Origin of the sequence: Streptomyces cellostaticus, assembly GCF_023630175.1 — a bacterium.
GTDB classification, from domain to species: Bacteria; Actinomycetota; Actinomycetes; order Streptomycetales; family Streptomycetaceae; genus Streptomyces; species Streptomyces cellostaticus_A.
This window is the reverse complement of record NZ_JALLIN010000034.1, coordinates 42,706-57,165: the sequence shown is the minus strand read 5'-3', so window position 1 is coordinate 57,165 and position 14,460 is coordinate 42,706. Positions and strand designations below refer to the sequence as shown.

Genomic DNA, 14,460 nt, shown 5'->3' with positions numbered 1-14,460 from the left:
AGCCTGTCGCGACGCACTCGCTTTCGGGATGGGGGACGGTCGTAGCGCATGGCCAGGGAATTCCAACGCGGCCACAAGGCCAGGATCAGTGACCTGACGGCGGGCACCGATCTGTACGTAGGCGTGCAGGTCTCCGCCCCCGGACTGGACTTCGACATCAGCTGCTTCGGCCTGGACGCCGACGAGCGCCTCTCCGACGACCGGTACTTCATCTTCTTCAACCAGCCGAAGTCCCCGGAGGAGTCCGTCCAGATGCTGGGCGGCCAGGCCGGTGACACGGAGTCGTTCCGGGTCACGCTGGACCGCGTCCCCGCGGGCATCCGGAAGCTGTCCTTCACGGCGACCGTCGACGGCGCCGGGCAGATGTCGCAGATCGGCCCCGGATACCTGCGCATCGTGGCCGGCGGCGAGGAGGTCGCGCGGTACTCCTTCGACGGCTCGGAGTTCTCCACCGAGCGGGCCGTCATGCTCGGCGACTTCTACTTCAAGGACGTCTGGCGGTTCGCCGCGGTCGGGCAGGGCTTCGACGGCGGACTGGAGGCGCTGCTGAAGAACTTCGGCGGCGAGGTGGTCGAGGAGGAGGCGCCGGCCGCCCCGCAGCAGCCGCAGTCCACGGCCGCTCCCGGCTTCGCCCCGCCCGCACAGGCCGCAGCCCCGCCCGTGTTCGCGGCTCCCGCCGCCCCGTCTCCCGCGCCCACGCCGGCCCCGCAGGGCTTCACCCCGCCCCCGCCCCCGGCCCCGGCGTCCGCCCCGAACGTGCACGGCGCGCCGACGGTCATCGCGCCCCTGACGCCGCCCGGCGGCGGCACCGTCCCGCCCCCGGCCCCGGCTCCCGCGCCCTACGGCCAGCCCCCGCAACCGCCCTACGGCGGCCCGCCCAGCGCCCCGATGCCTCCGGGCTACGGCCAGCAGCCCTCCCACGGCGGGCAGTCCGGCCCCCCGATGCCCCCGGGCTACGGCCAGCAGCCGCCGTACGGCCAGGTCCCCGGCCAGCAGGCCGCCGGTTACGGCGTCCCCCAGGGCGCCCCCCAGGGCGGCGCCGGTGTGACGGCCGCGCTGCAGCAGTTCAAGGAGACGCCGACCGGGCAGCGCTGGACGCCGCAGAACTCCAAGCTCATCCGCGTCGACCTCGGCATCGGCGGCCAGCCCGTGCTGGCCCGGCAGGGCAGCATGGTGCTCTACCAGGGCAAGGTCGACTTCAGCTACAAGGGCGCCGGGTTCGCCGGGCGGATCGTGGGCAACACGACCGGCCAGGAGATGCAGCTGATGCGCTGCACCGGCCAGGGCCAGGTCTTCTTCGCCGAGAACTCCAGCCACGTGCACCCCGTCGAGCTCCAGGGCGACGCGATCTGCGTCTCGGCGGAGAACGTCCTCGCCTTCGACGAGAGCCTCACCTACGAGGTCCGGCGCGTCGAGGGGCACGGCATTCCCGGCGGCGCGCTGTTCACGATGCAGTTCCAGGGCACCGGCACGATCGTCGTCAAGACGCACGGAACCCCGGTGGTGCTGCCGGTGACACCGACGACGTTCGCCGACTGCCACGCGGTCGTCGCCTGGTCGGCCGCCTCCCAGGTGATCGTCTCCAGCCAGGTCAGGATGCGCCGCAACGCCTACCCGGGCGACACCGGCGAGAGCGTCAACCTGCAGTTCCGGGGCGCTCCCGGCAACTTCATCGTCGTCCAGCCGTACGAGGTCTGAGGGAGCCCGTCATGAACCAGCCGCTCGCGGGCTACGCCCCCGCACCCGTCAACGCCCGCATGGAGAACCACGGCAACCACATGCTGAAGGTCGCCATGCAGACCGGCAGCGACCTCCTCGCGCGCGTGGGGTCGATGGTCGCCTACGAGGGCTTCGTCCAGTACGAGCCCAACCCGCCGGCCGTCCGCCAGGTCGCCCGCGACTGGCTGACCGGTGAGGGCGCCCCCCTGATGAAGTGCTCCGGCGACGGACTGCTCTACCTCGCCGACTACGGCGCCGACGTCGTCGTCATCAACCTCAACGGCGACGGCATCTCGGTCAACGCCACCAACCTGCTCGCCTTCGACGCCCACCTGAGCTGGGGTGTGGAGCGGGTCAAGGGGCTCGCCAAGTTCGCCGGACAGGGCCTGTGGAACACCAGGATCTCCGGGCAGGGCTGGGTCGCGCTGACCTCCCGGGGCAAGCCGATCGTCGTCGACTGCGGCGGCGGCGAGGACGAGACGTACGTCGACCCGGACGCGCTGGTCGCCTGGTCCCCGAACCTGAAGGTGAAGGGGAAGCGCAGCTTCAAGGCGCAGTCGCTGATCGGCCGGGGCAGTGGTGAGGCCTACCAGATGGCCTTCTCCGGCCAGGGCATCGTCGTGGTCCAGCCCAGCGAGGACAGCACCGACCGCCTTCGGTTCCGGGGCTGAGGGGGAGTCAGAACATCATGCAGAGCCCGCTTTTCGCCCACAACGACCAGCAGTCCCAGGAGCGCTGGAGCCTGCAGAACAAGCAGATGCTCCGCGTCGCCCTGGACGGCCACGACGACCTCCTGGCCCGCAAGGGATCCATGGTCGCCTACCAGGGCCTGGTCGAGTTCGACGCCGAGTACCGCACCCACGGCCAGACACACGCGCGCAGGTACACCGGCGAGGGGCTGGACCTGATGCGCTGTCACGGGCAGGGCACCGTCTACCTCGCCAACCTCGCCCAGTACGTGCACGTCATGGACGTCGAGCCGGACGGTCTGACCGTCGACAGCTCCTACGTCCTCGCCATGGACTCCTCGCTGCACCACGAGATCATCGCCGTCGACAGCCTGTACGGCATCTCCGGCTCGGGGAAGTACCAGCTCAACATCACCGGGCACGGCAGGATCGCCCTGATGACCTCGGGCGCGCCGCTGCTGATGCAGGTCACGCCCGACAAGTACGTCAACTGCGACGCCGACGCGATCGTCGCCTGGTCCACCGGGCTGCGCGTGCAGATGCAGGCCCAGACGCACTCCTCCGGCGTCTGGCGGCGGCGCGGCAGTACCGGAGAGGGCTGGGAGCTGAGCTTCATGGGCGCCGGCTTCGCGCTGGTGCAGCCGAGCGAGCTGCTGCCGCCGCAGAACGCGCAGATCGGGCAGGGCCTCGCCGCGCAGTTCGGCATGGGGCAGCAGGGGGCGCGCGGCCAGAACCAGGGGAACGTCTGGACCTGAGCCGCGGGCGACGCGACGAGGGGTGACCGCCCGGGCGGTCACCCCTCGTCGCGTTCAGAGTCTGGCGCGCGTCGCCTCCAGCAGGCGCACGACGGACCCGTCGGCCACGTCGGCCACCTCGTCGTACCCGAACCAGCGCAGGTCCAGTGACTCGTCGCTGATCTCCTGGACGGCTCCGGGCGGAGCCAGCACCGCGTACTGGACGTCGAGGTGCCAGTGGCAGGGCGGCGGGATCGGATGCCGGTCCAGGCGGACCGGACCGCCGGGCACCAGGGACAGTCCCGCGATCCCCGACTCCTCCGTGGCCTCCCGCAGGGCGGCGTCCCGCAGGGTGGCGTCGCCGGGCTCGCAGTGGCCGCCCATCTGCAGCCACATCCGCAGCTTCCGGTGCAGGGTCAGCAGCACCCGGCCGCGCTCGGGGTCGATCACCAGCGCGCTGGCCGTGACGTGCCCCGCCGCGCACGCCTTCCACATGCCGTCCGGGTGGGACGCCAGATGGTCCAGGTAGGCCTGGCGCAGCTCCGCCTGGCCCTCGTACCCCTTGAGCACGAGGACCGCGTCGTCGTACAGGCTCACTCGGTGCCGTCGCCCTCGGTCTCGTCGTCCTTGCGCAGGTTCGGCTTGTCGCCGGCGCCGCCCGCCGCCTCGCCGAGCATCTTGTCCAGCTCCGAGAAGTCGAGCTGCTCGCGGTGCACGAAGCCGTCGGGGTCGTCCAGGTCGGTGGCGGTCGGCAGCATGTCCGGGTGGGCCCACAGGGCGTCCCGGCCGTCCACACCGCGCGCGTCCGTGAGCGAGGCCCACAGCCGGGAGGCGTCACGCAGCCGGCGCGGGCGCAGCTCCAGGCCGATCAGCGTGGCGAACGTCTGCTCCGCCGGTCCGCCGGTGGCCCGGCGGCGGCGCAGGGTCTCGCGCAGGGCGTCGGCGGACGACAGGCGCGGTTTCGCGGCCGCGTGCACCACCGCGTCCACCCAGCCCTCGACGAGCGCCAGAGCCGTCTCCAGGCGGGCCAGCGCCGCCTTCTGCTCGGGCGTGTCCTCCGGCTGGAACATGCCCTGCTGCAGGGCGTCCTGAAGCTGCTCGGGGTTCTGCGGGTCGAACTGCCCGACCACGTCCTCCAGCTTGGCCGTGTCGACCTTGATGCCGCGGGCGTAGCCGTCGACCGCGCCGAACAGGTGCGAGCGCAGCCACGGCACGTGCGCGAACAGGCGCTGATGAGCCGCCTCGCGCAGCGCCAGGTAGAGCCGGACCTCCTCCTGCGGCACGCCGAGGTCCTTGCCGAACGCCTCCACGTTGACCGGGAGCAGCGCGGCCCTGCCCGCCGGCCCCAGCGGCAGGCCGATGTCGGTGGAACCGACGACCTCGCCCGCGAGAACGCCCACGGCCTGACCGATCTGCGTGCCGAACATGGCGCCGCCCATCGAGCGCATCATGCCGATCAGCGGGCCCGCCATGGCCTGCATCTCCTCGGGCAGGACGTCGCCCATGGCCGCGCCGACCCGCTCGGCCACCGGATCGACCAGCTCCTGCCACGCGGGCAGGGTCGCCTCGACCCACTCCGCGCGGGACCAGGCCACCGCCGAGCCCGCGCCCGACGGCAGGGACGTCGCGTCGTCCAGCCACAGATCGGCCAGACGGACGGCCTCCTCGACCGCGGAACGATCGGCGGCGCCGACGCTCGCGTCCTTCACGCCGTCCGGGGTGCCCTGGGAGACCGTCTGGCGGGCGATCTGCTTGGCCATGTCCCAGTTCACCGGGCCGCCCTCGTACGAGAGCATCTGGCCGAGCTGCTGGAAGGCGGCTCCCAGGTCGGTGGGGTTCAGGGATCCGAACATCGCTGCGAGCGGGTTGTCGGCACCGGGGCCGCCAAAGCCTCCGGCTCCGGGCAGCCCGAAGCCGAACGGGTTGGCCGGTCCCTGCTCACCACCGCTCTGCTGGTCCTTCTTCTTGCCCTCGTCGCCGTCTTCCGGCTCCTCCGGCGGAAGGCCGAATCCGAATGGGGTGTCACTCACGGGATTCCTCGGCTGGTAAGGCCACCGGTTCTCTCCGGCGGCGCGGCTGCCCGACGTCACCACCCAGCGTAGACACCCGGACCCGATCGGGCCTCGGTGCTTCGCCCACGGAAAGCCTGCGGCAGGATGGATGCACCTGGTACGTGCGCCTCACTCGCGCCCGTACCGAAGACAACCGCTGGAGACGCCCGGTGAGTTCCCCAGATCCGCAGGTTCGCGCAGCGCGAAACCATACAGACCGCCCGTCGCCCGACCGCCCCTCGACCACGGCGCTGCGCGCCGACGGGACGTCCGCCGTGCGCGGGCCCGTCGTCGCGGTCACCGGCGCGGCCGCCGGGATCGGCGCGATGCTCACCGAGCGGCTCGCCGCCGCCGAGGAGATCAAGCAGGTCATCGCCATCGACGAGCGGCGCGGCGAGTGCGCCGCCGCGCAGTGGCACATCCTCGACGTCCGCGACCCGGCGATCGCGGACAAGCTGCGGGGCGCGGACGTGGTGGTCCACCTCGCGCTCGACCTGGACCTGGAGACCGACCCGGCGGCGCGCACCGCCTACAACGTCCGGGGGACGCAGACCGTGCTGACCGCCGCCGCGGCGGCCGGCGTGCACCGGGTGGTGCTGTGCACCTCCGCGATGGTCTACGGGGCGCTGCCGGACAACGAGCTCCCCCTGTCGGAGGACGCCGAGCTGCGGGCGACGGCCGAGGCCACCGGCGTCGGGGACCTGCTGGAGATCGAGCGGCTGGCGCGGCGCGCCCCCCGCGCGCATCCGGGGCTGAACGTGACCGTGGTGCGGCCCGCGGTGCTGGTGGGAGGCACCGACACCGCGCTCACCCGCTACTTCGAGTCGCCCCGGTTGCTCGTGGTCGCCGGGTCGCGGCCCGCCTGGCAGTTCTGCCACGTCGAGGACCTGTGCGCCGCCCTGGAGTACGCCGTCCTGGAGAAGGTCGACGGGGAACTCGCCGTCGGCTGCGACGGGTGGCTGGAGCAGGAGGAGGTCGAGGAGCTGACCGGCATACGGCGGATGGAACTGCCCTCGGCGGTCGCCCTGGGCGCCGCCGCCCGGCTGCACCGGATCGGCCTCACCCCGTCCCCGGCGGGGGACCTGGCGTACACGATGTACCCCTGGGTGGTCAGCGGGAGCCGGCTGCACGGCGCCGGGTGGCGGCCCCGCTGGACCAACGAGGAGGTGCTGGCGGAGCTGCTGGAGGAGGTCTCCGGGCGGCACACCGTCGCCGGACGCCGGCTGGGACGCAAGGACGCCACGGCCGCGGGCGCGGCGGGGGCGACGGTGGCGCTGCTGGGCGCCGCCGCCGTGGTGCGCCGGGCCCGCAAGGCCCGCCGGCGGTGAGCCCGGGGGCTTTGGCGCGGACCTTCGGGCGGGGCCGTGCTCCGCTCGCCCTGTAGGAGGCTCCAAGGCGTCCCGCGCGCGTACCTGGTGAACGTCGTATTCCGGGAAGCCGGAGGTGTGCGGCACGATGGGGGCATGGCTTCCACGAACGATCACCCCGGTGAGCAGGCGGCGCAGGACCCCATCAAGCTGATCGGCGTCCGCGAGGCCCCGCTCTCCGTGGACGAGGTGTTCGCCGCCGTCGGGGACGACGCGGCCGGCGGCGTCGCGCTCTTCGTGGGGACGGTGCGCAACCACGACGGGGGCGCGGACGTCGACGCGCTCGGGTACTCCTGCCATCCCAGTGCCGAGGCGGAGATGCGGCGGATCGCCGAGAAGGTCGCCGCCGAGTTCCCGGTGCGGGCGCTGGCCGCCGTCCACCGGGTGGGCGACCTCCGGGTCGGGGATCTGGCCGTCGTCGTCGGCGTGTCCTGCCCCCATCGGGGTGAGGCGTTCGACGCCTGCCGCAGGCTCATCGACGACCTGAAGCACGAGGTGCCCATCTGGAAGCACCAGCAGTTCTCCGACGGGACCGAGGAATGGGTCGGCGCCTGCTGACCGGGGGCACCGCCGGGCCGCCGGCCTGTCGGGTTGCGTAACCACCCCCCTCACGCGAGCGTTGTCAGTGCGGATGGTTAATCTGCTGATCACTCAGTCGCGGACGCTCATGGGGTTGGGAGGTCGGCATGGCGGTGCTCGCCTGGTTGCTGATTCCGCTGGTTGCCGCGGTCGCGGCCGGACTTTGGGGCAGTTGGGCCAATCGGACCCGGAGAGTCCGCAGCGACGGCCCCGAACTGGACGGATACGCCCGGTTCCGCGAGGCCATGGAGAAGAAGTCCCACTCGGGCGCGCCCGGCGCCTGAGCACGGGTGCCCTGACGGTGTGCTGACAGAGGCGTCCCGTACTGTCGTGCCATGCCACGCCGCACCGCGACGATGCTCGCCTCCACCCTGATGCTGATCGCGCTCCTGTGCGCGGGAGTGCTGATCCCCGTGCCGTACGCGGAGATGTCCCCCGGGCCGACCGTGAACACGCTCGGTGAGCACGACGGCGAGCCGGTGCTGCAGATCTCCGGCCACAAGACGTACGCGACGGACGGTCACCTGAACATGACCACCGTCAGGGTCACCAGCGCCGACTTCCGGATGAACCTGGTGGAGGCTGTCTACGGCTGGCTGGCGCACGACACCAAGATCGTGCCGCACGACACCCTCTACCCGGACGGCAAGACCGAGGAGCAGTCCACCCAGGAGAACGCCGAGGAGTTCAGCCAGTCCCAGGAGAGCGCCAAGGTCGCCGCCCTCAAGGAACTCGGCGTCCCCGTGAAGTCCTGGGTGATCGTCTCCACCGTCGTCAAGGGCTCCCCGGCCGAGGGCAGGCTGCACGCCGGGGACGTGATCAGGGCCGTGGACGGGACCGCCGTCAAGCAGCCGTCCGACGTCGCCGAGTTCGTCACCCGGCACGAGCCCGGCCAGAAGGTCGTCCTCACCGTCGTCCCGGCCAAGGAGCAGGCCGCGGCCGAGAAGCAGCACAGGACGGCGGCGAAGACCCGGGACGTGGAGATCACGACGGCGGGCTCCCACGACAGCGGCGCCCGGCGCGCCATCGTCGGGATCTCCGCCGGGACCGACCACACCTTCCCGTTCAGCATCGACATCAAGCTCGCCGACGTCGGCGGCCCCAGCGCCGGACTGATGTTCGCGCTCGGCATCTACGACAAGCTCACCCCGGGCAGCCTCACCGGCGGCAACTTCGTCGCCGGCACCGGCACCATCGACGACGGGGGGACGGTCGGGCCGATCGGCGGCATCGAGATGAAGACCGTCGGCGCGCGCAGCAAGGGCGCCCGGTACTTCCTCACCCCCGCCGACAACTGCGCGGCGGCCGCCAAGGACACCCCGAGCGGGCTCACGCTCGTCAGGGTGAAGACCATCGGCGACGCGCTCGACGCCCTGAAGGACATCCGCGGCGGCGACACGGCCGCCCTGCCGAAGTGCACCGCCAAGAGCTGACCCGCGGCCCCGAGGACGCGGCCGGGGGCGCGCCCGAGCACCGGGAGCGCCCCCGTCGCCTTACCGCAGGGGATCAGTCCGCGAAGGTCGCCGCCAGCGCCTCGGCCAGCCCCGGCACCAGCTCCGGCCCCGTCAGGACCTCCGTCGCGGAGTCCTTCTCGCGCAGCCGCAGCGCCGACTCGCGGCCGCCGTCGCGCAGCACCGCGACCGTCATGCGGACCTCCTGGCGCTCGGGGTGCTCAGCCACCCACTTCGCCAGCCCGCCCTCGCCCAGGCCCTGCGGAACCTGTGCCTCGGCGGACGGCGGCAGCATCAGGCGCTCCACGGTGAGCGCGCAGCCCACCACCGCGTCCGGCCAGGCGATGGTGCCGAGGAACTCGTCAAGGGCCTTGTCCGTCGGAACCTCGTCCTGTTCGATCGGGGTGAGGCCGGCCGTCTCGGACTCGTCGTCGAGGCCGAGCTGGGTGGCGAGCGAGGGTTCCTGGGCCCGCAGTCGTGCGGTGTCTACGAGGGCGAAGAGGCGGGCGGGCTGGTCCCAGCCGAGGCCGGAGGCGTACTCGTCGATCTCGAGCACGGTCCGGGTGAGCGGGTTCGCCGCCATGGGAGTGTTGGACATGGTCACAATCCTGCCTCGTTCCCGGGCGGAATCGGGAACCGAGTGAACCGTGAGTAAGTTGCATAGGTGTGGCCCGCGATCACGGGGGGCCTCGGCCGGCCCGTGAAAGCGGGGGCCTGACGTTTCGACAGCGAACTTCGAGGTGCGCACCTTGGCTTTCCAGATGCCGGACCGCGGCGGAGGCCCGACGGGGCCACGGATCAGAGCGGGACGCCCGTCCCGGCGGGCCCGGGCCCTGCTCATGACACTGGGCGTCCTCGCCGTCCTCGGCATGGTGTTCACCATGTTCGCGGGCTTCTGGACGGACTGGCAGTGGTACCGGTCGGTGCACTACTCGTCCGTGTTCACGACCACGCTGTGGACCAAGATCGGGCTGTTCTTCGTCTTCGGACTGCTGATGGCCGTCGCCGTCGGCCTCAACATCTGGCTGGCCCACCGGCTGCGGCCGCCGCTGAGCGCCATGTCCATGGAGCAGCAGAGCCTGGACCGCTACCGGATGGGCATCGCGCCGTACAAGACCTGGCTGCTGCTCGCCGTCGCCAGCCTCGTCGGCCTGATCGCCGGCGCCTCCGCGGCCGGTCAGTGGCGCACCTGGCTGATGTGGGTCAACGGTGTGCCCTTCCACCAGAAGGACCCGCAGTTCCACCTCGACGTCTCCTTCTACGCCTTCGACCTGCCCTGGTACCGGTTCCTGCTGGGCTTCGGCTTCGCCACCGCGATCCTGTGCCTGATCGCCGCCGCGCTCACCCACTACCTGTACGGCGGGCTGCGCGTCACCAGCCCGGGCGCGCGCGCCACCGCCGCCGCGACCGGGCACCTGTCGGTGCTCCTCGGCGTCTTCGTGGCGCTGAAGGCGGTCGCCTACTGGCTGGACCGGTACGGGCTCGCCGTCAAGTCCAGCGACTTCAAGGCGACCGGCAACTGGACCGGACTGCGCTACGTCGACGCCAACGCCTATCTGCCGGCCAAGACGATCCTGTTCTGCATCGCGGTCATCTGCGCGCTGCTGTTCTTCGCCACCCTGTGGCGGCGCACCTGGCAGCTACCCGTGATCGGCTTCGGGCTGATGGTCCTCTCCGCGATCCTGATCGGCGGCCTGTACCCGGCCATCGTGCAGAAGTTCCAGGTGCAGCCGAACGAGCAGGCCAAGGAAGCCCCGTACGTGCAGAAGAACCTCAAGGCGACCCGCGAGGCGTACGGCATCGACGACACCGAGGTCACCGAGTACGCCGGCAAGTCCACCACCGCGGACAGGACCACGCTGCGCGACAAGGTCGGCGACACGGCGAGCATCCGCATCATGGACCCGAACGTCGTCTCGCCGACGTTCCAGCAACTGCAGCAGATCAAGGCCTACTACGGGTTCCCGACCAACCTCGACGTGGACCGCTACGCCAAGGACGGCAAGGAGCAGGACACCGTCATCGGCCTGCGTGAGCTGAACCTGGGCGGCATCCCGAAGAACAACTGGATCAACGACCACTTCCGCTACACGCACGGCTACGGCGCGGTCGCCGCCAAGGGCACCGCGGCCGACGCCGAGGGCCGCCCGGTCTTCACCGAGAAGAACCTGCCGTCCGAGGGCTCCCTCGGCAGCTACAAGCAGCAGATCTACTACGGCGAGAAGACCACCACCTACTCGATCGTCGGCGGCCCCCAGAAGGAGGTCGACTACTCCGACAACGAGCGGGAGAAGACCACCAGCTACCAGGGCAAGAGCGGGGTCAACCTCGACAACCCGGTCAACCGGGCCGCGTACGCGGTGGCGTTCAACGAGCCGCAGATCCTCTACTCCGGTGCGATCGGCAAGGGATCGCGGATCCTGTACAACCGCACCCCCAAGGAGCGCGTCGAGGCGGTCGCCCCCTGGCTGACCATCGACGGCGACGCCTATCCGGCCGTGGTCAACCACCGCATCCAGTGGATCGTCGACGCGTACACCACCACGAACGGCTATCCGTACGCGTCCCGCACGACGCTCGGTGACACGACGGCCGACTCGCTGACCGCGACGAACAACTCCCGGGCGGTCGTGGCGCAGCAGAACCAGGTCAACTACATCCGCAACTCGGTGAAGGCCACCGTCGACGCGTACACCGGCGAGGTCGAGCTCTACCAGTGGGACACCGCGGACCCCGTGCTGAAGACCTGGATGAAGGCCTTCCCCGGTACGGTCCAGCCGCGCGCGGACATCTCCGCTGACCTGCTGGAGCACCTGCGCTACCCGCAGGACCTGTTCAAGGTCCAGCGTGAGCTGCTGACCCGCTACCACGTGACCGACGCGCAGACCTTCCTCAGCGGCAGCGAGGTGTGGGAGGTCCCGGACGACCCGTCCAACGACTCCGGTGACGCGGTGCCGCCGTACTACCTGACCATGAAGATGCCGGACCAGAGCGCCCAGGCGTTCTCGCTGACGACGACGTTCACGCCGAACGGGCGGGACAACCTCAGTGCCTTCATGGCCGTCGACTCCGATCCGGGCACGAGCGGCTACGGCAAGATCAGACTCCTGAAACTGCCGGCGAGCACCACGGTGTACGGACCCAAGCAGGTGCAGAGCCAGTTCAACTCCGAGTCGGACATCGCCGAGACCATCAGCCTGCTGAGCAGAGGCCATTCCAAGGTCGAGTACGGAAACCTGCTGACCGTGCCGCTGGACGGCGGACTGCTCTACGCGGAGCCCGTCTACGTCCGTGGCGGTTCGCTGAAGTACCCCTTGCTGCGCAAGGTGCTGGTCACCTACGAGGGCAGGACGGCCTTCGAGAACACTCTGGACGAGGCGCTCGACAAGGTGTTCGGCGTACAGGGTTCGACCACCACTCCGCCGAAGACCGGGAACAACCCGCCCGACACCGGCAACCCGACGGTCAGGGAGGCGCTCGACGACGCCCAGAAGGCGTTCGAGGCCGGTCAGGAGGCCCTGGGCAAGCCGAAGCCCGACTGGTCCGCCTACGCCAAGGCGCAGGACGATCTCGAGGCCGCGCTGAAGCGTGCCGAGGAGGCGCAGGCCAAGGCGGACAAGGCCGCGGGGGGCGACAAGGCGCCGAGCGACGGCAAGAGCTGATCAAGACCACCCCGCGCCGTGATACGGTTGCTGAGCAACGGCGCGGGGTGGAGCAGCTCGGTAGCTCGCTGGGCTCATAACCCAGAGGTCGCAGGTTCAAATCCTGTCCCCGCTACTGAAGACGAAGGCCCGGATTCCTCACAGGGATCCGGGCCTTCGTGGTGTGCGAACTCATGTACAGATCGCAAGCGACGGCCGCGCCGCCGTGGGGAGTTGGGCCGTCTGTGTTTGACTTGTCTCTCTGTGGGCATGTCGACAAAACGCTGAAGTGACCTCACGGGCTGCGGTATACCGGGTGTACCCAGGTTGCAGGTGGTGCGACGATGGACGTTATGGGGGACAAGGCAACTCTGTTCGAGACAGGGCGATTTGTGCAGTCTCCGGGTGAGGGGCCGACCCGGGATGAAATGGGTGACATGGGGGATGTCGCCGAGGACGTGCGCCTCCGGCTCGCCGCGGGGACCGGCGACACCGAGGCGATGAGCGTCCTCGGCGCCATGCTCCTGCGCGGCGGAGACCTCGACGGGGCCGAGCCGCACCTGCGTGCCGCCACCGCGGCCGGCGACCGCGCCGCCGCCAACAACCTGGGCGTCCTTCTGCACCAGCGCGGCTATGCCGAGGAGGCCGCCGGCTGGTGGCGGATCGCCGCGGTGGCCGGCTCCGCCGCCGCCGCGCACGCGCTGGGCCGCCACCACCGCGAGCGCGGGGACGAGCCCGCCGCCGAGTACTGGCTGCGCCAGTCCGCCGAGCAGGGCCACGCCCTGGGCGCCTACGCGCTCGCCGACCTGCTGGAGCACCGCGGGGACGCCGCGGCCGGGGACTGGATGCGGGCGGCCGCCGAACGCGGGCACCGTGAGGCCGCCTACCGGCTGGCGCGCGCGCTCGACGGGAAGGCCGGCGCGGCGGACGAGGCCGGGTCCGACAACGCTGTCGAGGGGAGCGCGGGCGAGGGGAACGCGGGCGAGGAGAGCGAGCAGTGGTACCGGCAGGCCGCCGCGCGCGGTCACCGGCGGGCCGCGCTGCACCTCGGGTCGATCCTGGAGAAGCGCGGGGATCTCAAGGAGGCCGGACGCTGGTACCTGACCTCCGCCAAGGACGGGGAGGCCCGGGCGGCCTGCGCGCTGGGATTCCTGCTGCGCGACGCCGGAGACACCGAGAGCGCCGCCGTGTGGTGGCTCAGGGCCGCCCAGGACGGCGACGGCAACGCGGCCAACGCGCTGGGCGCGCTGCACGCCGAGCGCGGCGAGACCCAGACCGCCGAGCGCTGGTACCGGGCCGCCCTGGACGCGGGGGACGACAACGGGGCCTACAACCTCGGGCTGCTCTGCGCCGAGCAGGGGCGCACCGCTCAGGCCGAGCAGTGGTACCGGCGGGCGGCGTACGCCGGGCACCGGGAGGCTGCGAACGCGCTGGCCATCCTGCTCCTCCAGGGCGACGACCCGGCCGGTGCGGAGCCCTGGTTCTCCAAGGCGGCCGAGGCCGGCAGCGTCGACGCCGCGTTCAACCTGGGCATCCTGTACGCGGCGCGGGGCACCGGGGAGGACGCCGGGATCGCGCTGCGCTGGTACGAGCGCGCGGCCGCGGCCGGGCACACCGAGGCCGCACTGCAGGTCGGGATCGCCCGGCTGCGCGACGGCGACGAGCAGGGGGCCGAGCGGCACCTGCGCTGCGCGGCCGGCGGGGGCAACCCCGAGGCGGCGTACCGGCTCGCGACCCTGCTGGACGCGCGACGGCCCCCGGAGCCGGCCCACGAGCTGGGGGAGATCGTGCACGAGAAGACCGAGTGCGAGGAGTGGTACGAGCGGGCGGCCTCCCAGGGGCACCGCCGGGCCCAGGTGCGGGTGGGCATGCTCGCCGCGGCCCGGGGGGACGTGGTGGAGGCCGCGCGGTGGTACCGGGCGGCGGCCGAGGCCGGATCGCGCAACGGGGCGTTCAACCTCGGCCTGCTGCTGGCCAGGGAGGGCAGTGAGCCCGAGGCGGCGGTGTGGTGGACGCGCGCGGCCGACGCCGGGCACGGCCGGGCGGCGCTCCGGCTGGCCCTGGTCTATGCGCGGCGGGGCGAGCTGGCGGAGGGACAGCGGTGGGCCGACCGCGCGGTGGCGCTGGGGCCGGTCGAGGTGGCCGAGCGGGCGGGTCGGCTGCGGGACGCGCTGCGGGAGGAGCTGTCCGCGTGACCCCGGCCACCCGCCGGTAATGGATTTGCTTCCG

The 14,460-nt window shown here is 71.7% G+C and carries 12 protein-coding genes and 1 tRNA gene; 10 read left to right on the top strand and 3 right to left on the bottom strand.

The window, feature by feature from the left end; all coding sequences use genetic code 11:
• Positions 1–48 precede the first annotated feature (48 nt).
• From MXD57_RS21725 to MXD57_RS21715, 3 genes are read left to right on the top strand one after another with little or no spacing between them, the layout of a single operon-like run.
• Positions 49–1,698, top strand: coding sequence for a TerD family protein (locus MXD57_RS21725; protein WP_250403416.1), 1,650 nt, complete (start codon positions 49–51; stop codon positions 1,696–1,698).
• A gap of 11 nt (positions 1,699–1,709) precedes the next feature.
• Positions 1,710–2,390 (top strand): AIM24 family protein, encoded by a 681-nt coding sequence (locus MXD57_RS21720; RefSeq protein ID WP_250403415.1) that lies wholly within the window; start codon positions 1,710–1,712, stop codon positions 2,388–2,390.
• A gap of 17 nt (positions 2,391–2,407) precedes the next feature.
• On the top strand, positions 2,408–3,163 hold the full coding sequence (locus MXD57_RS21715; RefSeq protein ID WP_250403414.1) for an AIM24 family protein: 756 nt from the start codon (positions 2,408–2,410) through the stop codon (positions 3,161–3,163).
• A 54-nt stretch (positions 3,164–3,217) separates the two neighbouring features.
• On the opposite strand, the gene MXD57_RS21710 is transcribed toward MXD57_RS21715, so the two are convergent.
• Together MXD57_RS21710 and MXD57_RS21705 are read right to left on the bottom strand one after the other, a co-directional pair.
• Complete coding sequence (locus MXD57_RS21710) at positions 3,218–3,739, bottom strand: NUDIX hydrolase (protein WP_250403413.1); 522 nt, start codon at positions 3,737–3,739, stop codon at positions 3,218–3,220.
• Positions 3,736–5,172, bottom strand: a complete 1,437-nt coding sequence (locus tag MXD57_RS21705; RefSeq protein ID WP_250403412.1) for a zinc-dependent metalloprotease — start codon at positions 5,170–5,172, stop codon at positions 3,736–3,738. Before MXD57_RS21705 ends, MXD57_RS21710 begins: the two co-directional genes overlap by 4 nt.
• A gap of 191 nt (positions 5,173–5,363) precedes the next feature.
• On the opposite strand from MXD57_RS21705, the gene MXD57_RS21700 reads away from it, so the two are divergent.
• From MXD57_RS21700 to MXD57_RS21685, 4 genes are all read left to right on the top strand, one after another.
• Positions 5,364–6,521 (top strand): SDR family oxidoreductase, encoded by a 1,158-nt coding sequence (locus MXD57_RS21700; RefSeq protein WP_250403411.1) that lies wholly within the window; start codon positions 5,364–5,366, stop codon positions 6,519–6,521.
• A gap of 135 nt (positions 6,522–6,656) precedes the next feature.
• Entirely contained in the window at positions 6,657–7,118 is a 462-nt protein-coding gene (locus MXD57_RS21695) for a molybdenum cofactor biosynthesis protein MoaE (protein ID WP_250403410.1), read from the top strand.
• Between the two features lie 128 nt (positions 7,119–7,246).
• The gene (locus MXD57_RS21690) at positions 7,247–7,423 is read left to right on the top strand and encodes a hypothetical protein (RefSeq protein WP_250403409.1); all 177 of its coding nucleotides are present in this window, start codon (positions 7,247–7,249) and stop codon (positions 7,421–7,423) included.
• A gap of 51 nt (positions 7,424–7,474) precedes the next feature.
• Positions 7,475–8,572 (top strand): YlbL family protein, encoded by a 1,098-nt coding sequence (locus tag MXD57_RS21685; RefSeq protein ID WP_250403408.1) that lies wholly within the window; start codon positions 7,475–7,477, stop codon positions 8,570–8,572.
• Positions 8,573–8,645: 73 nt separating this feature from the next.
• Here the strand turns inward: MXD57_RS21685 and MXD57_RS21680 are convergent, their stop codons facing one another.
• Complete coding sequence (locus tag MXD57_RS21680) at positions 8,646–9,188, bottom strand: PPA1309 family protein (protein WP_250403407.1); 543 nt, start codon at positions 9,186–9,188, stop codon at positions 8,646–8,648.
• Positions 9,189–9,351: 163 nt separating this feature from the next.
• On the opposite strand from MXD57_RS21680, the gene MXD57_RS21675 reads away from it, so the two are divergent.
• From MXD57_RS21675 to MXD57_RS21665, 3 genes are all read left to right on the top strand, one after another.
• Positions 9,352–12,252 (top strand): UPF0182 family membrane protein, encoded by a 2,901-nt coding sequence (locus MXD57_RS21675; RefSeq protein WP_250403436.1) that lies wholly within the window; start codon positions 9,352–9,354, stop codon positions 12,250–12,252.
• A gap of 41 nt (positions 12,253–12,293) precedes the next feature.
• A tRNA-Met gene (locus MXD57_RS21670) sits at positions 12,294–12,367 on the top strand.
• A 208-nt stretch (positions 12,368–12,575) separates the two neighbouring features.
• A complete protein-coding gene (locus tag MXD57_RS21665; RefSeq protein ID WP_250403406.1) occupies positions 12,576–14,426 on the top strand; it encodes a tetratricopeptide repeat protein in 1,851 nt (616 codons plus the stop codon).
• Positions 14,427–14,460: the final 34 nt, after the last annotated feature.